The organism is Microvirga sp. HBU67558 (assembly GCF_018069605.1).
Taxonomy (GTDB): Bacteria; Pseudomonadota; Alphaproteobacteria; order Rhizobiales; family Beijerinckiaceae; genus Microvirga; species Microvirga terrae.
In genome coordinates this window covers 22,281-48,353 of record NZ_JAGPUP010000538.1, presented here as the reverse complement: position 1 = coordinate 48,353, position 26,073 = coordinate 22,281, and the positions used below count along the sequence as shown (strand labels likewise).

The window sequence follows — 26,073 nt, the reverse complement described above, 5'->3', positions numbered from 1 at the left end:
CAGAATTGTCCTACATACCCATCCTCGTCCGTCATCCTTGCGCTCTGGGGCCACGCCCACAGGAGTTGGTTTTAGAGAAGCTGGGGTGATGGCTCGGGGCAGGACATGGCCGTTGCTCTGGCCTGCGCCATCGATCCAACGTCATGACGTCCCCAGCGGGAGCGAGCACATCGTGGGCAAGTCCCTGTCAGCCTCGAGCGAGCGAGGGCTCCGGATGCTTGCACGCTCGTGGCTCCCGTCTTTGCGCTCGCGCCTGGTCCTTCTCACACTTGTCCTGGTAATCCCAGCCCTCGCGGCGGCCGGGATCGCCGTCTATGCGGGATACCGCCATGATCGGCATGAGGTCGAGAAGCACCTCCAGGAAACCGCCCGCGCGCTCTCGCTGGTTGTCGACCGCCAGTTCGGGCAAGCGGAGGCGCTGCTTTGGGCCCTGTCGACGTCCCCACAGCTCCTTGAGAAGGACTACGCCGCCTTTGACGCGCGAGCGCGCGCTGCGATCCGTCTCCCAGGCACCTGGGTTGTCGTCGCGGATGATGAGAAGCAACTCGCCAATACCCTGCTCCCACCCGGCAGCCCCCTGCCGATCATCCCGGACAATACCTATCGAAAAGGGCTTGTCCCGGGCACGATCAGGATCAGCAACCTGTTTCTGGGGACCGCGGCAAAGCAGCCGGCCGTCGCCGTCGATACCCTTGTGACCACCCGAGAGGGTTCCGAGCTCTTCGTCTCAGTCATCATGCTCGCCGAGAGGGTCAGCCGCATCCTGGCCGATCAGGGTCTGCCGCCATCCTGGATCGGCACGATTATGGATCGCAACGGCACGGTCGTGGCGCGCAGCCGGGACGCGGCGCGTTTCGCCGGGAAGCCTGCTCCCCCGGACGGTGTCGCACGTGTTCAGACCGGGGTGAGCCAGGGCGTGTGGGAAAGTGTCTCCCTCGATGGCGTGCCGACGGTGGTTGCCCTCTCCCGCTCGCCGGGATCGGGCTGGTCGACCATCGTGGCCGTGCCGCAGACGGAGATCACGGCCCCCGCCTGGCGGTTCGCCCTTTATCTCAGCGCTGCCGGAGGGCTGCTTCTTGCCGGCGGTGTCGCCATGGCGTGGCGGGTCGGGCGCAGCATTGCGACTCCCGTGGAGGGATTGGCAACCATCGCCCACAGGATGGGACGCGGCGCGCCCGTAACAGCCCATGGGAGCGGACTAGCGGAGGCCGACCGGGTGGCACAGGCGCTTGCCTCGGCCTCAGCGGAGCTTCGCACGCGAGAGGCTGCCCTGCGGGCCAGCGAGGCTCGCCTTCGTGCCACGCACGAGAACGCTGCGGTCGGCATCACCGAGGTGGACAGGGACGGGCACTTCATTTCGGTCAATGAAGCTCGCTGTCAATTGACCGGCCACAGCCGCGACGAGCTGATCGGAAAGCATTTCGGTCATGTGACCGACCCAGAGATCCGCGAACATGATTTGGAGCTGTTCGCGCGCCAAGTCGCCGGCGAGCTGAACACCTACACCACGGAAAGCAAGTTCCGGCGCAAGGACGGCAGCAGCGGATGGGCCCGCGTGACCAGCACGGCGGTGCGGGATGGCGACGGCACGTTCCTGTACGCCGTGCGTGTGGTGGAGGACATTACCGAGCGCCGGCAGGCGGATCGGCGCCAGAAGCTGCTCATCGACGAGTTGAACCACCGGGTGAAGAACACCCTGGCCACCGTGCAGTCCCTGGCCTGGCAGGCCGCTCGTCCCGGCGTGCCACCAAAGGTGGCGCAGGAGCGCTTCCAGGAACGGCTGCTGGCCCTCTCGCGCACCCACAACCTGCTCAACGAGACGCACTGGGAGGGGGCTTCCCTCAGGGCCATCCTTGAGACGGAGCTCGGGCCTTATCTCACACCCTTGTCCCTCGTCCGAATCGGTGGGCCGCAGGTCGATCTTTCGGCACGGGTCGCGGTGGTGCTGGGGATGGCCTTCCACGAGCTCGCTACCAACGCGGCCAAGCATGGAGCCCTTTCATCCGAGCGAGGACGGGTTCAGGTCGACTGGAAAGTCGACACATCAGGGGGCGGGACCGTTCTGACCGTCGACTGGTGCGAGTTGGATGGCCCCGTCCCTGAGGTGCAGCCGGTTCGAGGGTTCGGCTCACGCCTGCTGGAGCAGACGGTCACCCGAGAGCTGGCCGGGCAGCTCGACCTCCGGTTCGAGCGGGGAGGGGTCTGCTGCACGATGACAATTCCCATGGAGGCAGGCGCCGACCGGGCGGCCTGACATGGGCTCTGCAACGCTCGGACCGGGCGGTGCCGGACGTCGAGCGCATGGACAAATAGCTCTCCGACACGTGCTGTGCGCCAACGGACATCTCGGCCGCTTCCCAGACGGTTCGGGCCCCGCGGCGCTCTGCCACTTTGGATCGAAGTCCTTGGCTGCCCACATGATCGACATGGATGTTGTCCCGGCGGATTCTCATTCGAACAGATCAGGCAGCCCAGACGTCAAGCCGTTGCTCGACAGGCACCGGCCGAAGCTCTGGAAGCCCAAGCGCGTGCTCGTCACACCTGCTGCGCTCGAATGGGAGCACGGGCATGCCATGCTCACGCGGGCGGAAGCTCTGGACTGCGAAATCGTGCGCCTGAAGGCCAACCGTCTCGCGGGCCTTGCAGGCGACGATCCTCGGCGCGCCTATGTGGACGCCAAGAACACGCTCGCGATTGTCGTCGCACCGCCGACCAAATTGCGTCTGCAGCCCATTCCGCCGAGCGCGGATTGGCGGCTTGATCTGGCGGAAGGCTGCCCGGCCCATTGCCAGTACTGCTATCTTGCCGGCAGTCTCGCCGGTCCACCTGTCACGCGAGTCTACGCCAATCTCCCAGAGATTCTGAGCGCCGCAGAGCGCCATATCGATCGCGGGGCCGTCACCTCCAGGTCTGCCGGACGGCGGCATGAGGGGACCACGTTCGAGGCTTCCTGTTACACCGACCCGCTCGGCATCGAGCACCTGACGGGCTCTCTCGGCGAAGCCATTGGATTCTTCGCGCAGCTCGACGCCGCCGTTCAACTGCGTTTCACCACCAAGTTCGATGCGGTGGGACCGCTTCTCAAGCTCGACCACAACAAGAACACACGGATGCGCGTGTCGGTCAACGCTCCGTCGCTTGTACGCCTTGAAGGCGGCGCGGCAGGCCTCCTGGCGCGCCTGCAGGCTGCGCGCCGGATGGCGGAGGCGGGTTATCGCATCGGGCTGACGATCGCGCCCATCATGCCGGTGCAGGGCTGGCAGGAGGAGTATCGATCCCTCCTTAACCTCGCGTCCGAGACCCTCGGCAGCGTGCCTGGGGCGGACCTCACCATCGAGTTGATCACGCATCGCTTCACGGCTGGATCGAAAGAGGTTCTGACGAGCTGGTATCCGGGTTCAAGTCTCGAGATGGACGAAGACACACGGGCGCAAAAGCGCACGAAGTTCGGCTCTCTCAAGTATGTCTATCAGCCTGAGGTCATGGAGCAGATGCGCGGCTTCTTCATGGCCGAGCTGCCGATCCGGCTCCCTGAGGCGCAGGTGCTCTACTGGACCTGAGATACCATGCTCATTCGTGCTCGGATGGCATGGAGGCAGGGGAACCTGACACACGTGCCCGTACCCTTCTCGATGGATCGCTGATCCCCAGCCGGGATGCCATCGTGCTGTCTCGCTGCAAGGCTCGAAAGGCCCGATAGCCTCGTTCCTGCCGAGTTTGCTCGGACTAGCGCGATCTATGGGGCGGCTTCTTGTGCGAATCAGGACCCCTTGCTCTCCGCTGGTGCTCGAATGGGCTGGATGCCGATTCTCGAACATTCTTGCAGTCAAGGGGTGACCTTGATCCGAGCATGCCTAGCTAGTGAGTGTCGTTTGAGATCTTGGCATTAGGAACAAAGACCGTTGATTCCTCTTTCGTCGGGCATGGCTAGCCCGAAACATGATTCACGCCCCCTCATTCTGGTTGTTGAAGATGAGGCACTCGTCCGGATGACGCTCGTCGACGTTCTGGAAGATGCAGGCTTCAAGGTGATCGAGGCCGTCCATGCGGATGAAGCGCTACAGGTTCTGAAGGCCGTCTCAGACATCCAGGGGATGGTGACGGATGTGGAAATGCCACGTGGCAGCATCAACGGTTTCGAGCTCGCCCGACAAGTTCGGGCCAGCCGGCACGAGATCGGCGTTCTGATCGTCTCAGGACGGGCTGCCCCCAAGTCTGGCGAACTCCCTGAAGGGGCGTTGTTCATCGGTAAGCCCGTTCATCCCGAAACGCTGGTCCGTCTGCTCAAAGGGACGCTCGTCTCGAAAGACACGTGATGCCCTCCACATCAAGTCAGGTTTTGGGGGGTACGTGCATCATTCATCCTTGATGATCGACCGGATTTTCTGCGCGAGAGCGTCCACCGCGAACGGTTTGGTGATCATCTGCATCCCGGGCTCGAGGAACCCCGCGGCCAGAGTGGCATTCTCAGCATAGCCGGTGATGAAGAGCGTCTTGAGATTCGGGCGCATTCCCCGGGCTGCATCCGCCAGCTGGCGGCCGTTCAGCCCAGGGAGGCCGACATCCGTGACGAGAAGGTCGATGTGCCGCTTGGATTGAAGGATCTTGAGGCCCTCTGGTCCGTCCACCGCTTCAAGGGTGCGGTAGCCGAGATCCTCCAGCACCTCGAGAATGAGGCCACGCACCACCGGCTCGTCTTCCACCACCAGCACGGTCTCGCCGGACTGCGCCCGCGGCGCCTCAGCAAGGGTCGAAGCTTCGATCTCGGCTTGCGTCTCGCCTCTGTAGCGCGGCAGGTAAAGCTTGATCGTGGTACCCTGGCCAATTTCGCTGTAGATCCGGGCGTGGCCCTCGGACTGGCGTGCAAACCCATACACCATCGACAATCCAAGTCCGGTGCCCTGACCCAACGGCTTTGTCGTGAAGAACGGGTCGAACGCGCGCTCGATAACGTCGGGCGGCATGCCTGTGCCGGTGTCAGTCACGCAGATGCAGACATACTGGCCCGGCTTCACGTCCCGCTGCGCGGCGATGTAGGTGTCGTCGAGATGCGCGTTGCAGGTTTCGACTGTCAGGCGCCCCCCGTCCGGCATGGCGTCGCGGGCGTTGATGACGAGATTGAGAAGTGCGCTCTCAAGCTGGTTCGGGTCGCATAACGTGGGCCAAAGCCCACCGGCGAGCACCACCTCGAGGGTCACCGTTTCGCCGACCGTGCGCCGGAACAGGTCCTCGAGGGAGGCGACCAACGCATTCGCCTGCACCGGCCTGGGATCAAGCGGCTGGCGACGTGCGAAGGCCAGCAGGCGGTGGGTGAGCGCAGCCGCGCGGTTAGCCGATGTGGTGGCAGCCGTAATATACCGATCGACCGTGTCCAGCCTGCCCTGTGAGACACGCGTGCGCAGCATGTCGAGGGAGCCGACGATCCCCGTCAGAAGATTATTGAAGTCATGAGCGATGCCGCCCGTGAGCTGGCCCACCGCTTCCATCTTCTGCGACTGCCGCAACGCCTCTTCGGTTTGACGCAATGCCTCCGTGGCTTCCCGCTCGGCCGTGATGTCGCGACCGATCGCATAGAACAGTCCCTCCTTGGGCACTGCGGTCCAGGAGACCAGGCGATAGCTGCCGTCTTTCGTCCTAAAGCGATTTTCGAACCGGAAGGTCTGTGCCCCCTGTTCCAGATGTGCAAGTTCCGCGAGTGTGCTCTCGACATCATCGGGATGAATGAGGCCGAGAAAGTTGCTCGCCAGCAACTCCTCCTCGGTCCAGCCGAGCATTGTGGTCCAGGCCGGATTGACGGCAAGCAGGGTTCCATCCGAACGGCATACGTCCATCAGGTCGGTGCTGAGCTGCCAGATCTGATCGCGTTCACGGGTCCGTTCCTCGACCTGGGCCTCCAGGGTCTCATTCAGGCGGCGCAAGGCCTCTTCGGCACGCCGCCGCTCCTCGATCTCGCGTTGAGCTTTCTGGAACAGGCGAGCGTTGTCGATAGCCACTGCAGCTTCTGCGGCAAGCCCGGACACCAAGCGCTCGGAACGCTGATCGAAAACACCGGTCTGTTCGTGTCCGAAGAACAGCCCGCCGATCACCTCTCCCGATCGGGAGACCACGGGTACAGCCAGATAGCTGCGGACGGGCAGATGGCCGGGCGGCATGCCGCGATGCGGGTCTGTGTGACCATAGGCCGGATCCTGGGTGATGTCGTCCGAGCGTACGATGCGTTCCCCGCTGAACGTCGGAGAGAACACCTTCGTGTTGCGCGGCATCGGAAACTTGGCGAACGCCTCGCGCGGAACACCGGAGATCGTATAGAGCATGTAGCTCTCGCCTGCCGCGTTCTCGACGTTGTAGAAGAAGGCGCCGAATTGCGCCGCTGTCAGCTCGACGCCCGCATCGGTCACCCGCTGTACCAGCCCGTCGAGATCAAGCTCGGACGCAACGACCGCGAGGGCGGTGTTCAGAATCTCCAGGGAGCGCGTCTCTTCCTGGAGAGCCTCCCGGGCGGCCCTGCGCTCATGAATATCCTCCGTGGTGCCGTACCACTTGACGATTTCTCCGGACGGGCCCCGTCGCGGGAAGGCGCGTGAGTGCATCCAGCGGTATTCGCCCGAGCGCATGCGAGCCCGGTGCTCGATGTCGTAGGTCTCCCCGGTGGATGTTGAATGGGTCCATGCCTTCAGGGACGGTTCCAGATCCTCAGGGTGCATGGCCTGCGTCCAGGTCTCCCCCAGCCCGGAAGTGCCGGTCCAGTCCTGCCAACGGTGAGCCACACGGTCGAGTTGCCCATTCGGCGCTGCCGTCCAGGTGACCTGCGGATTAAGCTCGACTGTGTGGCGGTAGTGGTCCTCCGCTTCGTGGAGGCGATCTTCGGCGATCTTGCGCTCGGTGATATCCCGGTAGAACACAGCCAAGCCGTCTGGGCTTGGATAGGCCCGGATCTCGGTCCAGGCTTCCCGGCCGTCGGGCCAGACATAGCGGTTCTCCGTTCGCATCGGCACCCGATCGGCCATCGCCTGCTTGTAGAACTGGCCGAGCGGCGTATCCTCTGTTCCTGGCCAGACCTCCCAGTGACGGCGCCCGATAATCTCAGTCTCCGGCCGGGTGTCCAGCCGCAGTCCCGCCGTGTTGATCTGGAGGATGCGGAACTCGCGGTCGAGCAGGATGAAGGCTTCGTCCATTCCATTGAGCACGCCTGTCGCGCGCTCCTCGCTCTCACGAAGGGCTCGCTGGTTGAGGATCTTCCCTGTCGTCTCGATGGCCGCACAGAACATGCCGGCCACGGCCCCGCTCTCATCATGAACGGGAGAATAGGAGAAACTGAACCAAGCCTCTTCCCGGTAGCCGTACCGCTCCATGGGGATGAGAAGATCCTCATGCCAGCTCGCCTGTCCCGCGAGCGTCTGGTCGACAAGCGGCGTGATCTGCCCCCAGATGTCCGACCAGACCTCTGCAAAGGGTTGCCCCAGAGCCTCAGGATGCTTGGCGCCGAAGATCGGGGCGTAGTCGTCGTTGTACAGGAAGGCGAGTTCAGGGCCCCAGGCGATGAACATCGCCTGCTTGGCATTGAGCATCAGGCGCACCAGGGTGCGCAGGGATTGCGGCCAAGCTTCCGGCGGCCCCAGGGGAGAGGTCGTCCAGTCGTGCGCCCGCATCCGTGACCCCATTTCCCCACCGGCAGACAGGAATTCGCGATCAACGGGGGCAGGCCGGAGTGACGTCTTATGGTGCATCGGTACCCCGTGAGGAGGCTAGATCCGGCTCGTGGGCGAGCCAGGATCAGGCTTCGCCAAGGCTTTAGCGAGAGCAGGAACAGGGAGGCTGGGTCGGCCTCGGGTTGAAATCTAAGGCAGAGTGCCCCGATCTCAACGCTCCTTCTGCGTCCAGGCGATCCCCACGGGGATCGCTAGGACGCCCTGCCACCCCATCATGGGCACGGAACGAAACCAACATTCCCGTTCCGAGTTAATCAACCGTAGCAGTTTGGGTTTCTGTGAGGTCGGCGTATGCGGCGGTTCCTGCGTGACAATGGGCTGACGGTTACATTGTTGGTGCTGTTCGTCCTGTCCCTCATCGGTCAGGCGCTCACCGGATGGAGAGCCCATGGGGAGGAACTGCGCCTCCACAACATGCCCGCCATCGGGTTCGGCTCTTATTTGTCCAGCGGCCATTTCATCTCAGCCGTATTCGAGAACTGGGAAAGTGAGTTCCTCCAGATGGCGGCTTACGTGCTGCTCACCATCTTCCTTTTCCAGAAGGGCGCCTCGGAGTCCAAGAAGCCGGACGAGGTCAATCCCGAGGACGAGTCGCCATCGGCGCATCGCGGGGATCCTGACGCGCCGTGGCCGGTCCACCGGGGTGGGCTGCTGCTGAAGCTCTACTCGCACTCGCTCAGCATCGCGCTGGTCACGCTCTTCCTTGCGTCTTTCTGGCTGCATCTTGCGGGGAGCACGCGGCGGATCAACGAGGAGGCGATCCTCCACAATCAGCCGACGCAGACGGTGGTCGAGACATTGGGAGATCCGCAGTTCTGGTACGAGAGCTTCCAGAACTGGCAGAGCGAGTTCCTGTCGATCGGCGTGTTGCTGTTGCTCGGCATCTATCTGCGCGAGCGCGGCTCGCCGGAGTCGAAGCCGGTGTCAGCCCCGCATGCGATGACCGGTCATTGATCGGCCGGCGAGCACAAAGGCCGAAAGGGATCAGGCAGCGTGCCTTGTGGCACGTCTTCCATGTCCAAGTAAGCCTATTTCGGCGTCCGATCCGGGCGCAACCGGCAGCCTCTGGTTCGATCGGTCAGCCCTGATCCGCCCCGCCATGGTTCCGCTTCGATAGTTCCGCCAGGCTAAACTGATCCACCTTATGGTGCCTGAAAGCATAGGTTCGATCGCGCTGGCATTCTCAGGGAACTCTCATGGCAAGCGCCCGTTGGCTTCCGTTCACTTGAGAACGGCCATGAGCGATCCAACCACACCCATCTTTCGGCGCTCGGACGACGAGCAGCACCACACCAGGCTTGAGGCGCCCCCCGAGGCTGGCACCCAGGCTATGTCCGAAGAGGTCATCCCGATCGTTGAGGAGACCGTTTCCGTCAGCAAGCGTCAGGTCGTGACCGGACGTGTGCAGGTCAAAACGATCACCGAAACCGTCGAGGAACTGGCGCATGCGGACGTGAGCCGGGAAATCGTGGAGGTGACGCGTGTCCCCATCGACAGGATGGTCGAGAGCGCCCCCGAGATCAGGACCGAAGGCGATGTGACGATCGTCCCGGTGCTGGAGGAGGTGCTCGTGGTCGAGAAGCGGCTGGTGCTCAAGGAGGAGCTGCACATCCGCCGCAGCGCCAAAACTGAAACTGTCGAGGTGCCGGTCAGCTTACGCAAGCAGCGCGCCGTCGTGGAGCGGTTTGCTCCCGATATACCCACCCCCCAGGAGGAGACATCCCGATGAACTCTGGAGCCATAACCGGATCTTCTACCCAAAAGCTCGTGACGGCGTTCTTCGACAGCCGCAGCGATGCCGAGCAGGCGATCAGCCGTCTTCATGCCGCCGGGATTGCGCGGGACAGCATCCGCCTGACCCCCGGCGACGAGGATGCCGGCACGTCGCGCGGCACGGACACGCAGTCCTTCCCGGAGGCCAGCGTTGGCCTGTGGGATTCGTTGCGCGACCTGTTCCTGCCGGACGAGGATCGCCACACCTACGCCGAAGGTCTGCGCCGGGGCGGCTATCTCATTTCGGTCAATGCCGCCGATGCAGATTACGAGCGCGTGATCGACATCCTCGATGATGAAGGCACGATCGACATCGACGAGCGCGCTGATTCCTGGCGCTCTGAAGGATGGACGGGAGCAGCGGATGTCGGAACCTCGGACGTGTTGTCCGGGAGCACCGCCAACCTGACCACCGGCACCTCATCCACCTCCGGGACTTCTAGGCGATCTGAAAGCACTGTGGGTGCAGCATCGATGAACACAGACTCGCAGCGCACCACGCGTGGCGACGAGGTGATCCCGATTGCCGAGGAGCAACTGCATGTCGGCCGGCGTGACGTGAGCCACGGGCGTGTTCGCATCCGCTCGTACGTGGTCGAACGTCCGGTAAGCGAGCAGGTGAGCCTGCGCGAGGAGCACGTGGAAGTGGAGCGGCGCCCGGTGGCTGGCGCGACGCAGGCCGGCGCGATCAGCGGCGACCCGTTCCAGGAGCGCACCATCGAGGTGGAAGAGCGTGGCGAGGAGGCGGTCGTCTCGAAGGAAGCCCGCGTGGTCGAAGAGGTTGTCGTACGAAAGGAAGCCGATCAGCGCACGGAGACGATCTCCGATACGGTGCGCCGGACTGAGGTCGATGTCGAGGACGAGCGTGGCACCATCGGCAACCGGACGGGTACGGTCGATCGCAATTCCTAGCACACGAGAGGCGGGTCCTTCCTGGCGGAAAGGGCCCGCCCATCAAGCGAGACATTCTTGAGGGCCAATCAGTGGGGATCAGGTCCCTGCTATCATCGTTGAACCGGCCTTGTCAGAGTTTTGGCATGTTTTGTGCCAGATGCGTATTGCCGAATTACGAATAACCGCAGGGACCTCTGATCCAGCCCGACCGTGCGGCTCGCATACCGGGTCCGGCCGATCCTCGCAGATCGATTGTTGACAATCCTCCCTTGTGTGCCCCCAACTGTTCATTCCTCTCGATCCGGCATAGGATTGACGCAGGCAGACGGCTATGCGGTCCAGCCGCTGACAATCGTGCAGGCGACGGCCGTGCCTGCGTATTGAAGGCGCGGGTTCTGCGAAGGAGCGAGGTGGATTGAGGATGACCCTGCACCAGCATATACAGAAACATTGGAAGACCGCCGCCATCCTCGTTGTGGCGGGCATCCTTGCCTACAGCATTTCTTACTTCTGGTAATATGGCGGTCGTCCGCGTTCCGACGGGCCCAAGCATGACGAAGGCAGATCGCGTGCAGGGCAGGGCAAGCTCAGGAGGGAAGCAATGACGAGATCCACAGGCGGCCGGCGCTCCAGCGATCCTTTGAAGGCGGCCGAAGCCGCCTTCAAGAAGGCGACCACGAAGCCTATCGAGGGGCCACCGAAGGCTGCTGTCATTCCTGGCGTCAAGGAGACGATCACCCTTCGCATTGACCAGGACGTGCTTGCATTCTTTCAGGATGACGGCCCCGGTTGGCAGGACCGCATCAATGCGGCGCTCCGGAAGGTTGCGGGCAAGTCCGATGACTGAGAATCAACCACTTGCGTTGAAACCCGATCCTCCCGAGCGGGTTGGCTCACTGATGGGCAAGGGGAACGCGAGGCACGCGGAGCCTGGCGATGTTGGTTGACGATGAGCAGATCCGGGGGCTTCGGCTCCCCAATACCCTCGAGCTGCCGCCGAGTCACACTGCGGCGATGATTGGGCTGTTCCTCAAGAGCCTATATGCGGAAACTCTTTCAGAGGCGCATCCGCGCCATCTGACCGCTCTGATTGAAAGGCTCGACGAAGCCGAGCGCAGATCGATGAAGGCGGACCCGGGGTAGCGGTCTGGGAAGGCCTGAGCGACGGCTGGTCGCGGCCCTTGGGCGATGCTGAAGTCTATTCAGCGAAAGTCTCGCGTTGCAACTCTGATCACGGGTACCTGGGAGACGTCGCTTGCCGATGCTTCGGAGGTGTCGCGGACACCCATCCGCAGCATCTCGCGCGAGCCGGTCTTCGCCTCGTCGCCAGCCCCATGCCTCATCCGGAAGGGCTCGTCCCGATCACCCACAGAGCGCAGGAGATCGGACAGATCGATGAGATGCTCGGCGATCAGGTGGGTGACGCCGCCCTCTCGTTGGAGCCGTCCGCGGCAGCCGATCATGCCCGACGACAGGATCAGCCGCCGGTGCGTCTCGAATATTCTGGACCAGATCACCAGATTGGCGACGTCGGTTTCATCCTCGATGGTCATGAAGGTCACGCCCTTGGCGGAGCCCGGCTTCTGGCGCACCAGCACCAGACCTGCCACCGTCATCCGCTGCCCGTCCCGGGCATGGTGAAGATCCCCGCATGAACGAATCCGTCGTTCGGTCAGCTCCGGCCTCAAGAAGGAGACAGGATGCCGACGCAGCGTCAGCCCTTTCGAGCGGTAGTCGTCGACGACTTCACGACCTTCCGTCATCGGGACGAGTTCGACGTGGGGCTCGATCACCTCAGGCCGAATCGTGCACTCCCGCTCGTCGGCAGCCGCAAACAGCGGCAGCACCTCATTGGACAATCCCTCGATGGTCCAAAGGGCATCGCGGCGCCTGATGCCGAGGGAGCCGTAGGCGTCGGCTTCCGCCAGACGCGTGAGGGATGCGACCGGAAGACCCGCGCGCCGCGACAGATCTTCGATGGACGCGAACGGCTGCTCTGTTCGAACGATCGGGATCAGGGCGGCGTCCGCATTGGCAAGACCATGGACCATCCGGAATCCGAGCCGGACGGCGAAGCGTCGTGGGTTCCTGGTCGGCTCCAGGATGCAATCCCAGCGCGAGTGGTTGACGTCGACGGGCCGCACCTCGATGCCGTGGGCCTGCGCGTCCCGGACCAGCTGGGCCGGTGCATAGAAGCCCATCGGCTGTGCGTTCAGAATGGCACAGCAGAACACGTCGGGATGGTGGCATTTCAGCCAGGACGATGCATAGGCGATCTTGGCGAAGCTCGCCGCATGGCTCTCCGGAAAACCATATGAGCCGAAGCCCTCGAGCTGCTTGAAGGTGCGTTCCGCGAAAGCCGCGTCATAGCCGCGAGCGGTCATGCCCTGGATCAGCTTGTCACGGAACTTGGAGACGCCGGCGGTGAACTTGAAAGTCGCCATGGCGCGACGGAGCTGATCGGCCTCGGAGGGCGTAAATCCCGCGCACTCGATCGCCACCCGCATCGCCTGTTCCTGGAACAGCGGCACACCCAGCGTCTTCTCCAGCACGCGCCTGAGTTCCGGGCGCGGGTAGTCGACCTCCTCGTGCTTCTCGCGCCGTCGCAGGTAAGGGTGCACCATGTCGCCCTGGATCGGGCCAGGGCGGACGATCGCCACCTGAATGACGATGTCGTAGAAAGTCTTCGGCTTCATGCGCGGCAGCATCGCCATCTGGGCGCGGCTCTCGATCTGGAAGGTGCCGATCGTATCGGCCCGCCGGATCATGGCGTATGTGGCCTGATCCTCACCCGGGATCGTGGCGATATCGTAATCCTCTTCCTTGTGCTCGCGCAAGAGATCGAAGGCGCGGCGCATGCAGCCCAGCATGCCGAGACCCAGCACGTCGACCTTCATGAATTTCAGGGTGTCGATGTCGTTCTTGTCCCACTCGATGACCTGCCGGTTCTCCATGGCGGCCGGTTCGATGGGCACGAGGTCGTCGAGCCGCTCATGGGTGAGCACGAAGCCGCCCGGATGCTGCGAGAGGTGACGCGGAGCGCCGATGAGCTCCGCGGCGAGTTCAAGCGTCATCCGCAGGCGCGGATCACCGAGGTTGAGGTTGAGTTCCTTCGCCTCCTTGTCCGACACGCCATCGTTGCCCCAGCCCCAGACGAGGCCAGCCAATCCTGCCGTCACGTCCTCGGGAACACCGAGAGCCTTGCCGACCTCGCGCACGGCGCCCCGGGCGCGGTAGCAGGAGACGACGGCTGTCAGCGCCGCGCGGTGCCGACCATAGGTGTCATAGATCCACTGAATCACCTCCTCGCGCCGCTCATGCTCGAAATCGACATCGATGTCAGGCGGCTCTCGCCGCTCCTGAGAAACGAAGCGCTCGAACAGCAGGTCGTGCTCGGTGGGATTGATCGACGTGATCCCGAGCACGAAGCACACGGCGGAGTTCGCCGCCGAGCCGCGCCCCTGGCACAGGATGCCGCGCGACTTGGCGAACGACACGATGGCATGAACCGTGAGGAAATAAGGAGCGTATCCGAGCTCCTCGATCAGGTGCAGTTCGCGGCGGCAGGTTGTTGCGACCCTATCGGGAATGCCATCGGGGTAGCGATGCCTCGCACCGTCCCAGGTCAGCCGCTCCAGCTTTTCCTGCGCGGTCTCGCTGCCCTCCGTTTCGGACGGATACTGATAACGCAGCTCGTCGAGAGAGAAGGTGCAGCGATCGAGGATTTCTTGAACGCGATGAAAGGCTTGCCTGTGGCGTTCGAACAGGCGCTCCATCTCGATCGGATCCTTGAGGTAGCGATCGGCATGGCGCTCGAGCCGGTAGCCGGCCTCGTCGATGGTGGTGCCTTCCCGGATGCAGGAGACCACATCCTGCAGGCGGCGGCGATCGGGATTATGATAGAGCACGTCTCCCATGGCGATGGTCGGCACCCTGGCGGCCTGCGCCGCTTGCTCAATCGCGTGAAGCCGCAGGTGCTCGTTGGGCGCAAATCGCCGGATCAGCGCCATATAGGCACGGTTGCCGAAGGTCGCCATCAGCCGGACGAGGTTTCGAGCGAGCTCCTCCGTCGCCTCATCGCCCAGCAGGATGGCCACGAGACCCTCATTCCAGGCGGCCACATCGTCCCAGACAAGATGGCACTTGCCCTTGCCGCCGCGGCTCTTGCCGATGCTGAGCATCCGGCACAAGCGGGAATAGGCAGCCCGGTCGGTCGGATAGACGAGCAGCGATGTGCCGTCGGTGAGGTCGAGGCGGCTCCCGACGACGAGGCGAACGCCCGTATTCCGCGATGCCTCGTAGGCGCGCACGATCCCGGCCAGCGAATTGCGGTCGGTGATGCCGAGCGCCGGGATGCCTAGGAGCTTTGCCTGCTCGAACAGTTCCTGCGGGCTCGAGGCTCCGCGCAGAAAGGAAAAGTGGGTCGTGACCTGGAGCTCGACATAGATGGGGCGGAGGGCGTCCGTCATGAGAAGAAGCCGTGCATCCACCAGCGCCCGCCCTCGGCAGTCGGCGCATCGCGGAAGACCCAGAAGCGGCCGCCCTGCACGGTCTCGACGCGGTAGTAATCCCGGGCTGCTGAACCCTCGTCGCCGTTCCACCATTCCGGCGTGATGCGCTCGGGTCCGTCGGCTTTGGCGACCGTGTGCTTCACCTTGCGCCAAAGGAAGAAGCGCGGCGGATGGTCCGGGAGCAGGGCGGTCGCCACGACGGGCTCCGGCGGGTCGAGCAGGCGCGTGGGCCGCGGCAGGTTCTCCGGCCAGACGGAGCCGGTCGGCGGCGCAAGCGCCGGGATCCTTCGAGCCATGCGCTCGGGGACAAGGCTCTGGACGGGTGCGAGGCGGTAAACCTTTCTCATGCCGATGCGGGCGCCGAGACGATCGACGAGAGGGCCTATATCGGCTTCCATAGCAACCTCGTCACTAAGGCCACAGGCTTGAATTTGCGTCTCCGTCAGCGGCTCGACCTTGCTTGCGACGAGAATGATCTCCTCGATGCCGAACCCGGGATCGATCGTTTGCAGGCGCTCGTCGAAGAGCTTGGCGAGATGAACTGCATCCCGATTGGCTCTGGCGGTGCCGACCCGCAGGCAGGCGCTCTTCTGATCGACACGCTGGCAGAGAAGATCGAGGCGGCGCACGCCTTCGCCGCGGCGCTCCAGTTGCCGGCACAGATCTTTGGCCAGGCGCAGCACCACGCCCTTGAGATCCTCGAGACGACCGATCGGCTCCGCGAGGGCGAGGGCTGCCGTCGGCGCTTCCCTGGGGATGAGCGGCGTGATCGGCTCGAAAGCATGGCCCATGGCCTGGTCGAGACGCAGCGCCACATCGCGGCCGAAGCGTCGTACGAAAGGCGCCCTTGGCATGGCGGCGAGCTGACCGATCCGTTCGATGCCGAGTCGGTGCAGGGCGCTGAGTTTGTCGGCGGCCACGCGCAGGGCACGGATCGACAAGGTCGCAACAGCGTCTGCGGCCCGGCCCGTCGGCACGACCCCGCCGCTTCCGTAGCGGGCCACCGCCCAGGCCGCTCCCGGGGCATCAGAGACGGCTGCTTTCGAGGCGATCCCCTGTCGTCTCAGGCGGCTGGTCAGATCCGTGAGCAACTCCTCCTCGCCGCCGAAGAGATGCGCCACGCCGGCAATATCGATCCACAGGCCATCCGGCGGGTCGGGCGCCACCACAGGTGAGTAGCCAATGGCCCAGCGTGCCAGCTCGCGCAGCGAAGCGTCATCCTCGTCCGGGGTCGCCTCGACCACGTGCAGGTTCGGCACCAGAGCCTGAGCCTGGGCAAGCGGCATGCCGACATGCAGACCCGCCTCCTGCGCGGCCGCGCAGGCGGCACGCACGACGCGGCGTGATCCGACCGCATGAACGGTCACGAGCGGCTCATTGCGCGGCGGCTCGCCGGTCCGCCGTCTGATCCGATCGGTCGGCCAGGTCGGCAGGTAGAGCGAGACGACCCTTCGCATCGCAGGCCTCCAAAATCCAGGTACGCGGTTCGGCGCCACGGCAGCGCAGGAGTTCGATCTGCCAGCGCTCTCGGCCAAGTCCGGGGGCAGGCATCACCTCGGACGAAACGGGGGTGATGCGCCAGCGGGTGACGGCGGCGGTCGGCAGATGGACCAGATCCTTCTCGGCCAGGGTCCACCAGCGTCGGATCACCAGGGCTGTGACGCCCGTGGCTTCCGCCGCCAGTTGCAGGCGCCGCGAGGCTGTCAGACCCAGGCGCGAGACCTCGCCGACAACAGCCGCCAGTCCCTTTTCACGGAGGCCTTCCTCGATGAGGGGCAGGATGTCCCGGTCGCGATCGGCCTCGGCATAGATCACACGGTCCGGATGCAGGCCAGCGCGCAGGAGGCCAGGGGCGAACAAATCCTGACGGGACAGGCACCAGAGCACGGGTCCCTTGAGGCGGGCAGCGATCCCGGCGGTGAACAGGGTCGTGCAGCCGGCGAATTCCGAGGCAAGTCCTGCCTCGATCATCTCGTGCAGAGCTCCCCTGGCAAGCCCACCCCCCGGCAGGTGGCCGTCGATCTCGCGAAGAGCGAAGGGCAGGGGTTTGATCTTCTGGGAACTGCCTTCGAGCCGGGCGATCCGATGCCGTAAATCGGCAAGCCTTTTCTGTTGCCCGGCATGATGCATGTCCCGCGCCAAATCAGTTTCGTGTTGAGGATGTTCCTAGTATGTTCTCGTTACGGAAGGTGTCAAATACACGCGTCAGCAATTGTGGATTGCGAGGAGAAGAATGTTGCGTTCACGCTTGGCGATTCCGTGAAGGTTGGCGCGTATCAGGCTACAGCATGGGGCCGGGCTTTGTGCTGCGATTGAGTTGTATCTTCGGCGACCCGAAGGCAGTTGCGGCCGGCGGCCTTGGCTTCGTAGAGCGCCTGGTCCGCAGCCTCCAGGAGAACGGCTCGTTCGCTTCCGCGGGATGGTCGTGCCGAGGCAATTCCGATGCTCGCCGTCACCACCTGATAGGGGCTGCCCTCGTGGGCGATGTTCAAGGCGACGATGCTTTGAAGAATGTTCTCGGCGATCAGCCCGGCGCCTGCCGGATCCGTCTCGGGCAGGATGATGGCAAACTCCTCGCCGCCATAACGGGCCGCGACATCGCGAGGGCGGCGGATGCTGGTCTCAAGCGTGCCGGCGACTGCACAGAGCACCTCGTCTCCTCTCCCATGGCCATAGCGATCGTTGAAGTTCTTGAAATAGTCGGCGTCGACGAAGAGCAGCGACACAGGCGAGCCTGCACGGACAGCCTGACGCCATTCCCGTTCGAACGTCTCACGGAACGCGCGACGGTTCGGCAAGCCCGTCAGGTCATCGGTCCTCGCAATCCTCCTGAGCTTGGTTTCCGCCCTCGTACGGCGCTTCAACTCGCGCTGGAACAGGATCGTCAGTCCAACGACCGCACAGCAGAGAGCGAGCGTCGCCAAGCTGAGAATGAGAGCTTTTCGCTGCCAGGCCGAGAAGATCTCGTCGACCGAGAGGGCTACGGTGAGAACCAGCGGATATTTTGTGAGCCGCTCGAAGGTGATGATGCGCCGGATGCCATCGATGGGTGAGATCGAGTCGAACGTGCCGGATTTTGCCTGCAGAAGACGCTGGACATGCGGTGAGTTGCCCAGATCCTGATTGATCTGACCGGCATCATAAGGATAGCGGGTCAGCAGGACGCCGTCGTTCCGGAAGAGATTGATCGCCCCCTGCCGGCCAAGGCTCAAATTATCGAACATCTGATTGATGGTCGCCAGCGGGATCGATCCCATGACGACGCCGGCGAAATGGCCCGTCGGATCCGATAACCTGCGGCTGATCCCGATGCTGAGATCGCCATGGCTCGTTCTGCTCGCGAAAGGTCGGCTCACGAACAGGCCGATGTGATTGTTCTCTTTGTGGACGATGAAGTACTCGCGATCCGCGACGTCGAGCGACCGCGGGGCAATGACCGGACCGGCATCGGCGATGAGTTTGCCGGCCTGATCCACGAGCAGCAGCGCTCCCATGAAAGACGCGGAGGCAGCGCGGTCGAAGAGCATCCGGTATTGGAGATCCGCAGGAAGCTGCTGGGAGCCAAGATATCGCAACCCCTCCATCGCTCCTTTGAGAGACAAATCGAGCAACTCGAGATTGCCGTCGAGATCGTGGGCAATCGTGGTCAGGACGTTCCGGGAGGCCCTTTCGGCCTCATGCCACGTGTTCTGGCGATCCACCCACAGCGTATGGGCCGAGATCCCGAGAATGCCCAGGGCGATCACGCCTGCAATCAGGTGTAGATAGACTTCTGAGAACAGACGTTTCATTCGACACTGCACAAACCAGATTAGAATATATTCAATAAATGGTCCTAATAGATTGTTACAATTGGCAGATGGTCGCGACTGTCGACGAGGACAATTTCCTCGCGAAGCTTCGCAAAGCAAAGAGATGCAAGGTAACACCAGATAGATGGATTGAAATGCCGAGCGGTTCGGGACGTTACCGCTTAGAGACCGCTCGGGCTGCCGGATCAGCCGCAACTGTAACTATGTAGCGGATGGGGGCTCCTTACAGCATCACATCTCACGGTGACTGCCGAGCTTGTGCAGGGATCAGGATCGGGGTCGGCTTCACGATCACCTGATCGCGCTGCCAATACCGTTGAAGTGCGAGAGCCCGCCTCCACATCGTACCTGAATGGACATACAGGTCCCGTTCCTGTGGGTTCGTTGAGAGAGGCCAGGCTTCAGTGATCGAGTTCCCGGGTCGGCCCTAAGGTGTCAGCGCCATGGAACCGGCCACGGTAGCAGAAGCGTTCCCCATGGAATGATCTGGAGGCGTGTCATGGCAGGATTGACAGGACGTTGGCTGGTGACTGCCTCGCTTGCGGGGCTTCTGGGGGCCTCGTCAGCGGCCCTGGCCCAAGCTGGGCGCCCATGGGTCGATCCGCCATCCGAGGCCGAGACCAAGGCACCGATCTCGGCACCATCCTCCCTTCCGGCGTCGCCGCCGGCCCAAGCTGCCGCGCCTTCTGCGACCCCTCCTAGTCCACGCCCCGCCGAAGCGAAGGTCGACACCGAAGCTCAGCCGTCTGCTGAAACTTCGCCGCGGAACACAGTCGCTGACACGCAGACCAAGCCAAAAACCACTGTCGAGCGCAAGACACGCCCTCGCTCACAGCAGGCCAATGCATCAACCCGCAGCCAGAGGCGGGATGCCCAGGTCGCGCGCCGACGTGCGACCGGAACCCAAATATCGCAGGCTGAACCTCGCAGCGCCATAGAGCGTCGGGCGCGGGTCACACGCTACGGGTCTGTTCGGGAGGGACTGGATGCAGGTCTCCAGGTCATGAGGCTGCGGACCATTCAACTTCCGGACGGCCGTCGCATCGATATCCTGACACGGCCCGATCAGGATATCGCATCCGGATTGCCGGACGGATATTGATTGGTCAGCTCTGGGCAGAAGCCGAAAGACGCCGATACGACGCAGCACCGTTCATGCTTGACTACCGGGCCTGTCCGACTGTTTGGGGTGTGTCGATGCCGCCCTGTTGGGATCGCGCGGCGGCTTCTTCCACGCGGCGGCGTATGTCGAGCCAGAGACGTTGCTCGCGCCGCGCGTCCGCAAGGGCACGGTGGGCTGCAGGACCGAGTTCATCATCGCGGCGCTGAGCTTGGGCAAGAATATCTTGCATAATGCTTCGATGGAGATCCGCCGGAATCCGAGCATCCCGCAGCACCTCACGCATAATCCGTCTATGAGCCATCTCGGTATCTTCAAGACGCAAGGCGTGGCGTGGCAGTCCGGCTGTGCGCAGGAGCTTGCTGAGCCACTTCCCATCCCATGATGGCGCTGTTGCATAGAGTGCACGGCCCGTCAAAACTGACACCATCCTCTGAGCAACCTCGTCGAGCGGTTCTCCTTCCGCGTTCAGTTGCTCCCTTGAAATGCCATGAACCCTTCCTGCTTTGACATCCCAGTCGGTCCACGCTTCAGCAGGCTTGATGAGGTGGCTCTCCTCCTCGCCATTTGCGAAGACCCAGGCCACCTCAATAGGATAACCCTGCTTGTCGAGAGATGAGGCCTCAAAATCGAGGAACACGGTTTTCGATAAATCCGGCATCGTGGATCAACTCGCGTATGGCGTGGTTTGCTCTCGACAATCACGGACAGTATCATCGATGAGCAGCGATGGATCATACATCCATCGCATTCAGAACGCGCAAGCGGCCACACGGCTCCACCGCAGGGGGGGAGGTTCAGAAGCCCGTGACGGAAGAGAGCGCCGGGAATCTCTTGTGGCCTGCCGAAACCCTGAGATGTGCTGAAACGCTGTCGCTCCAACCCGAACTTCCAAGGTGGCCAGACCATGATCCTGCACCATGCGGCGTTTCCACCGCGCAGGGGTCGGAACCTGAATGCTGGAGACTTGCAAATGTTCGGCCCAAGTGCCGTGACGAAGAGCGCCTAACGGGAATTGGAGGATGCGAAGCCTGCCGAGGCGGTGATCGAACCTGTCGTCACGGGTTCGCTGGCGCCGGTTCGAAGGGTATGCAGCAATCCCTTGCGCTTGGCCTCGTAGTAATAGCCGCCAGCATAAAGCGCGACGGCACGGTCCGGGTTGCCGCCTGCCACTCGATAGGCGTTCGCAAGATACGGAACGGCATATGTAAGATTGGTGTTCGCGTCGAGCAGGCCCGAGACTGTTCCTCTATAACCCATTCCTCGCGCGGTGGCATAGCGGATCTGCATGAGGCCCAAATTGCCGGCACTGGACACGCGTGGATTGTAGCCGCTTTCACGCCGGATGATTCGATGTACCAATGTTTCGGGAATTCCGTGGGCCCGGGCGTGTTGTGCGACGAGTGTGTCGATCTGGTCTCTTTCAGATGCTGCGGCAGGCAACGTGCAGGCGAGCGCCGCACATGCGAGAACAAGACGAGAAATCATGAAGGTCCCCTTGTTTGAGGAGATTTCTCGACGCCAATCGTGGCAATTGGACGTCAGCTTGACTGTAAGGATGTCATGCCGACCCGTGTATCCCTTCTGATGGCGCTTCGGATGTAAGCTCTTTGGCCGTTACTCTGACCATGCCGCTCATTGGAGACATCGTCGTCGCTTGTTCAAAGGGGGTAGAGAGGTAATCCCATGTCAAAGTGCGCGGACTCCAAACGCTCGCGCGTCCTGCAAGACTCTGGAAGGTCAATACACCTGACTTATCGGATTGAAGCCAATGCCTGGAAAGCACGCGCTGAGATCAATCGATGACTGTCTTCCTAGAATTGGAGCGGTGAGTATTCTAGGCAGCTAAGGCCATATTCTGAAATACATAGGAATGTACGATGACATCTTGCTGAATATAGCAAACGCCGGATTGAGTTTTGAACCGGATGCGAAGAAAGAATAACTCAGACTACCGGGCTCGCTGAGCAAGGGGTATAGGCAGCACTTATGAGTTAAAGCCTCATGTTGAAAGTGGTAATGCCTTTCTTAGTTCCGAGGGGGTATCTCGCAAGCCGAAATAGTGGGGCGAAATAAAACCAAGCGGTAGTATTTATTGGGCTGTATCCGGCGCTTTCCAAAGTCTGCGCCCCTTCCACTGTGATTCAGCAGGAACAGCCCAATGCAAATCAGCGTTTTTGGGATTGGCTATGTCGGTGCCGTCTCCGCGGCCTGTTTGGCCAACGATGGCCACAACGTCATTGCAGTCGATCCAAATCCCCAAAAAGTCGGACCTCTCAACGAGGGTATCAGCCCGATCGTCGAGCCGGGACTGAGCGAGATGATCAAAGGCGGCATCAGCAGCAAGCGCCTGATGGCGACGAGCGATGTTCGCGAGGCCGTTCACGGGACTGACTTGTCCTTCGTGTGCGTAGGAACTCCCTCTCGTTCGAACGGATCGCTCGACACGGCTTATGTGAACGCCGCAGCCGAGCAGATCGGTGCAGCCATACGCGAGAAAAATTCCTTCCATTCCGTGGTCATGCGGTCGACAATCCTGCCAGGCACGATGGAGGGCATCGTTCTCCCTGCTCTTGAACGCGCATCGGGCCGTCAGGCAGGCGTCGGCTTCGGCGTCGCATACTACCCCGAGTTCCTGCGGGAAAGCACAGCGATCGCCGATTACTATGATCCGGGGGCCATCATCTTCGGCCGTCACGATCAGCCGACGATCGATCGGCTGATCGATCTGCACAAGATTTTCAAAGTTGATCCGAAGATCGTGTCCATTCGCACGGCCGAGGCCGTCAAATATACGAATAATGCATGGCATGCGCTGAAGATCAGCTTCGCGAACGAGATCGGCAACATCTGCAAGGAGGCCGGAATCGATGGTCATGCCGTGATGGAGGTTCTGTGTGCCGATACGCGATTGAACATCTCCAAAGCGTACCTAAAGCCGGGCTTCGCGTTCGGAGGCTCCTGCCTCCCGAAGGATCTTCGGGCTCTGCGCTTCGCGGCACGTAAGCTCGACGTCCCGACGCCCATTCTCGATGCCACGATGGAGGCGAACGAAGAGCAGTTGCGTCGTGCATACTCGATGGTCGCCGCCACCGGCAAACGTCGTATCGGCATCATTGGTCTGAGCTTCAAGCCCGAGACCGACGATCTGCGTGAAAGCCCCCTGGTCGAACTCGCGGAGCGCCTCTATGGGCGTGGCTATGATATCCGCATCTACGACCCGAACATTCAGGTCGCGAAGCTGACCGGAGCCAACCTCCAGTTCGTCAAGGCGCATCTGCCCCACCTGACCTCGCTCCTGACCGACGATATCAACGAAGTCATTGATCACGCGGAGGCTTTCGTTCTCGGCAATCGCGATGAGGCAAAGCGGCTGATGGCGACCCTGAACGACGACAGGCCGCTCATCGATCTCGTGCGCATCGATCAGACAAGGTGTTCCGGTGACCTTTATCAAGGAATCTGCTGGTAAAGCCAGCAGCAACCGGCTTTCGGAGTCGGTAGGGGCACACGTGCTCTATGTGGTGGCCGTAGCAGCGTTTGCTGCTGCGATCCCGCCTCAGGCTTACGGCGCCGTGAGCGCCGGAGCCGTTGGAACCATAGGGTTTCTCGCCCTGTGGCGCTACGGATGGGGCTTCCTGCATTTCATCCGCGCTCTGGTCTTCCGCAAACAGGCATTCCCACGCATGCGGAAGGCTGCCGATGCGGCGGTGGAGCAAGCACCACCCAACGCTTTTCTGCTTGTGACGACCTTTCGCATCGACAGTGCAGTCACCGCACGGGTCTATCGCGCCGTTTTCGAGGCGGCGTTGGCAGCCCCTGGAAGAGCAACGGTCGTCGCCTCCGTCGTGGAGGCCGGCGATCAGAGACTCGTCAAGAGCCTGTTCCGAGCCGTCTGCGGAGACGCGAGCAACGTCGATCTGGTCATGGTGCGCATTGCCGGGACAGGCAAGCGGGACGCTCTCGCCTATGGCTTTCGAGCGATCGCACGCCGCACTCCTGCCGACGACGACGTTGTCGCCGTCATCGATGGAGACAGCATCGTCCCGCCTGACCTCGTGCGGAAATGTGCTGGGTTCTTCCAGCTCGATCCGCAAGTCGGGGCATTGACGACCGATGAGCTGAGCGAAGTCCGCGGCCGCCGAATCTTCCAGGAATGGTATTCACTCCGCTTTGCCCAGCGCCACACCCTGATGTCGTCTGTCGGACTGTCGCAGCGCGTCCTGACATTGACCGGTCGGATGGCGATGTTCCGTGCGAGCATCATCTGCAACCCCGAGTTCGTTCGCCAGGTCGAACTCGACTACATCGACCATTGGCGCCTTGGCCGGTTCAAGTTCCTGACAGGGGACGACAAGTCGAGCTGGTTCTGGCTGCTTCGGAACGGCTACAAGATGCTCTACGTGCCCGACATCGTCGTGCTGACCGTCGAGGACCCGCCCTCGGACAGCTTCATCTCCGCCGCGGCCATGCTCATGGTGCGATGGTTCGGCAATATGCTGCGCACGAACTCGCGGGCTCTCGCGCTTGGTCCACGCAGGATCGGGCTGTTCACCTGGTGGGCGATTCTCGATCAGCGGATGTCGATGTGGACGTCGCTCGTGGGCTTCGTGATCGCTCTGCTGGCAGGGATCTTCGTCAGCGGCTATGCGCTCCTGCTTTATGCCCTCTGGATTCTGACGTCGCGCTACGTCCTGACCCTGTCCCTCTTGGCGTCCAGGCCGAGGGTCTCCGTCTTCTATCCTTTCCTTCTCTACTTCAACCAGATCTTCGGGTCCCTGATCAAAGTCCATGTGACCTTCCGTCTCGACCGGCAGAAATGGACACGCCAGAAAACCGCCTCGACAAAGGCGACGAAGCGGCCCCTCATCGCGAGCAACTTCATGTCCGCATACATGCATAGCCTCGCGCTGGCCACATTCGTGACGGTCCTCGCCTGGAGCATGGACGTGCTTCCGACACCGAAGCCGATGCTGTTTCTCCCTTAGAATGAACGATACCGATTTGGAGCTTGAGGTTCATGACGAAGATCACGCACGAAGCCGAGGTTCAAAGGCAACATCCCCGATACCGGATCCCGGTGCGGTGCATCTATAACGGATCTCAGGTCTCCGTGGTCGATGTCTCGGTCGGAGGCATCGGCCTGAGGACAGGCGCGATCGACGCGAAGCCGGGCCGTGTTCTCGACCTTACCCTGGTCTTCCCGTTCAGCGGCTACGAACTGTCGCTGCCCATCAATGCGGAGGTCCGCTACATCACCGATGAGCACAGCAGGATCGGCCTGCGCTTTGTCGATGTCTCTCCGCGTCAGCACAACCTTCTGCGCTTCATCCTCGACGCCTACCTCTCCGGCGAGGTGGTGGATGCTGGTGACATTCTGGATGTGTCATCACGCCGGAACGAGGGCAAGACCCGTGAGGTTCCCCAGCGCGCCGCGCCGCAGGGATTGAGGGCTCATCTTTCCCATCATGGCCGCACCGTAGCGGGCTATGTCGGGATCGGCGCCTTAACCCTGTTTCTTCTCGGGTTCATCGGCATGGGCCTCTTCGAGCGGATGTACATCATACCCGCCCAGTCGGCCCTGATCACTACGGACCTCGTGACGGTTCCGGCTCCTTCGAACGGTCAGGTCACGTTCGTTGCAACCGGCAGCGAAGTGAAGGCAGGGGAGCCGCTGCTGACGATCCAGGGCCCGCAGGGCAACAGCATCGTCATCGACAGTCCCTGCAACTGCGTCGTCCAGGCTCGTTACAGCCGAGCCGCCAATTTCGTCCGCGAAGGTGCGCCTATCCTGGCTCTCCGCGAGAAGACGAGCACTCCTTATGTCACGGCAAGCATCTCTCACGATCAGCTTCTGCGGTTCTATCGTGGCGCCAGTGCCGTCATCGAGTATTCCGATGGAACCCGTGTGCGGGAGAATCGCATTGAGCGCCTGCCGACCCTCGTCGGCGAGGCCGCATCGTCCGGTCCGTTCCTCGTCAAGCTCGCACCGGGACGCGATCTCGACATGTCCACCATCGGGCAGCCCGTATCCGTGGTCTTCAACACGTTCTCAGGATCCTCGGTCGGCGCCGCGACCGGCAAGCTGCGGGCAGCCATGAACTGGGCAGGCGAGAGGATCGCGGCTGCCTTCGGGCAAGGCAACGAGGTGGCGGCGGCACCCAAAAAGGCCAAAGAGCCTGACGTCGACAGCGGGAGACGCCTCGCGGGGCTGAAACAATAACAACGATCAAATCAGGGCCACGCTTCGAAGC

Annotated in this window: 18 protein-coding genes; 11 read left to right on the top strand and 7 right to left on the bottom strand. The window is 62.4% G+C overall.

The window, feature by feature from the left end:
- The first annotated feature begins 214 nt into the window (after window positions 1-214).
- The 3 genes from KBI52_RS19905 to KBI52_RS19895 all read left to right on the top strand — a co-directional run bounded on the left by KBI52_RS19905 (window position 215) and on the right by KBI52_RS19895 (window position 4,316).
- Window positions 215-2,254, top strand: a complete 2,040-nt coding sequence (locus tag KBI52_RS19905; protein ID WP_210810880.1) for a sensor histidine kinase — start codon at window positions 215-217, stop codon at window positions 2,252-2,254.
- Between the two features lie 172 nt (window positions 2,255-2,426).
- Window positions 2,427-3,560, top strand: a complete 1,134-nt coding sequence (locus tag KBI52_RS19900) for a spore photoproduct lyase family protein (RefSeq protein WP_371823193.1) — start codon at window positions 2,427-2,429, stop codon at window positions 3,558-3,560.
- A 363-nt stretch (window positions 3,561-3,923) separates the two neighbouring features.
- Complete coding sequence (locus KBI52_RS19895; RefSeq protein WP_173946971.1) at window positions 3,924-4,316, top strand: response regulator; 393 nt, start codon at window positions 3,924-3,926, stop codon at window positions 4,314-4,316.
- A 39-nt stretch (window positions 4,317-4,355) separates the two neighbouring features.
- Here the strand turns inward: KBI52_RS19895 and KBI52_RS19890 are convergent, their stop codons facing one another.
- Window positions 4,356-7,649: a PAS domain S-box protein gene (locus KBI52_RS19890; RefSeq protein WP_247654513.1), complete on the bottom strand. Its 3,294-nt coding sequence runs from the start codon at window positions 7,647-7,649 to the stop codon at window positions 4,356-4,358.
- 351 nt (window positions 7,650-8,000) lie between these two features.
- On the opposite strand from KBI52_RS19890, the gene KBI52_RS19885 reads away from it, so the two are divergent.
- From KBI52_RS19885 to KBI52_RS19865, 5 genes are all read left to right on the top strand, one after another.
- Window positions 8,001-8,663: a DUF6766 family protein gene (locus KBI52_RS19885; protein WP_173946944.1), complete on the top strand. Its 663-nt coding sequence runs from the start codon at window positions 8,001-8,003 to the stop codon at window positions 8,661-8,663.
- A gap of 283 nt (window positions 8,664-8,946) precedes the next feature.
- Window positions 8,947-9,438 carry a YsnF/AvaK domain-containing protein gene (locus KBI52_RS19880; RefSeq protein WP_210810877.1) on the top strand — a complete coding sequence of 164 codons (492 nt, stop codon included), beginning with the start codon at window positions 8,947-8,949 and terminating at the stop codon, window positions 9,436-9,438.
- The gene (locus KBI52_RS19875; protein WP_210810874.1) at window positions 9,435-10,394 is read left to right on the top strand and encodes a YsnF/AvaK domain-containing protein; all 960 of its coding nucleotides are present in this window, start codon (window positions 9,435-9,437) and stop codon (window positions 10,392-10,394) included. Before KBI52_RS19880 ends, KBI52_RS19875 begins: the two co-directional genes overlap by 4 nt.
- A gap of 583 nt (window positions 10,395-10,977) precedes the next feature.
- Complete coding sequence (locus KBI52_RS19870; RefSeq protein ID WP_210810868.1) at window positions 10,978-11,223, top strand: BrnA antitoxin family protein; 246 nt, start codon at window positions 10,978-10,980, stop codon at window positions 11,221-11,223.
- A gap of 89 nt (window positions 11,224-11,312) precedes the next feature.
- Window positions 11,313-11,519, top strand: a complete 207-nt coding sequence (locus KBI52_RS19865; protein WP_210810860.1) for a hypothetical protein — start codon at window positions 11,313-11,315, stop codon at window positions 11,517-11,519.
- Window positions 11,520-11,578: 59 nt separating this feature from the next.
- On the opposite strand, the gene KBI52_RS19860 is transcribed toward KBI52_RS19865, so the two are convergent.
- The 6 genes from KBI52_RS19860 to KBI52_RS19835 all read right to left on the bottom strand — a co-directional run bounded on the left by KBI52_RS19860 (window position 11,579) and on the right by KBI52_RS19835 (window position 21,307).
- Entirely contained in the window at window positions 11,579-14,845 is a 3,267-nt protein-coding gene (locus tag KBI52_RS19860; protein ID WP_210810859.1) for an error-prone DNA polymerase, read from the bottom strand.
- Window positions 14,842-16,344, bottom strand: coding sequence for a DNA polymerase Y family protein (locus tag KBI52_RS19855; protein WP_173946949.1), 1,503 nt, complete (start codon window positions 16,342-16,344; stop codon window positions 14,842-14,844). The genes KBI52_RS19860 and KBI52_RS19855 overlap by 4 nt, the downstream gene beginning before the upstream one ends.
- Window positions 16,262-17,017: an ImuA family protein gene (locus tag KBI52_RS19850; RefSeq protein ID WP_173946950.1), complete on the bottom strand. Its 756-nt coding sequence runs from the start codon at window positions 17,015-17,017 to the stop codon at window positions 16,262-16,264. Before KBI52_RS19850 ends, KBI52_RS19855 begins: the two co-directional genes overlap by 83 nt.
- Before the next feature lie 146 nt (window positions 17,018-17,163).
- On the bottom strand, window positions 17,164-18,894 hold the full coding sequence (locus KBI52_RS19845; protein WP_210810857.1) for a diguanylate cyclase domain-containing protein: 1,731 nt from the start codon (window positions 18,892-18,894) through the stop codon (window positions 17,164-17,166).
- A gap of 968 nt (window positions 18,895-19,862) precedes the next feature.
- A complete protein-coding gene (locus tag KBI52_RS19840) occupies window positions 19,863-20,480 on the bottom strand; it encodes a transcriptional regulator (protein WP_173946952.1) in 618 nt (205 codons plus the stop codon).
- A 344-nt stretch (window positions 20,481-20,824) separates the two neighbouring features.
- Window positions 20,825-21,307, bottom strand: coding sequence for a lytic transglycosylase domain-containing protein (locus KBI52_RS19835; RefSeq protein WP_210810846.1), 483 nt, complete (start codon window positions 21,305-21,307; stop codon window positions 20,825-20,827).
- Between the two features lie 673 nt (window positions 21,308-21,980).
- Here KBI52_RS19835 and KBI52_RS19830 point away from each other — a divergent pair.
- Genes KBI52_RS19830 through KBI52_RS19820 form a run of 3 tightly spaced genes read left to right on the top strand, consistent with a single transcriptional unit; the run spans window position 21,981 to window position 26,042 of the window.
- Window positions 21,981-23,291 (top strand): nucleotide sugar dehydrogenase, encoded by a 1,311-nt coding sequence (locus tag KBI52_RS19830; RefSeq protein WP_210810842.1) that lies wholly within the window; start codon window positions 21,981-21,983, stop codon window positions 23,289-23,291.
- 40 nt (window positions 23,292-23,331) lie between these two features.
- Window positions 23,332-24,807: a glycosyltransferase family 2 protein gene (locus KBI52_RS19825; RefSeq protein WP_262265601.1), complete on the top strand. Its 1,476-nt coding sequence runs from the start codon at window positions 23,332-23,334 to the stop codon at window positions 24,805-24,807.
- 32 nt (window positions 24,808-24,839) lie between these two features.
- Complete coding sequence (locus KBI52_RS19820; protein WP_173946955.1) at window positions 24,840-26,042, top strand: PilZ domain-containing protein; 1,203 nt, start codon at window positions 24,840-24,842, stop codon at window positions 26,040-26,042.
- Window positions 26,043-26,073 lie beyond the last annotated feature (31 nt).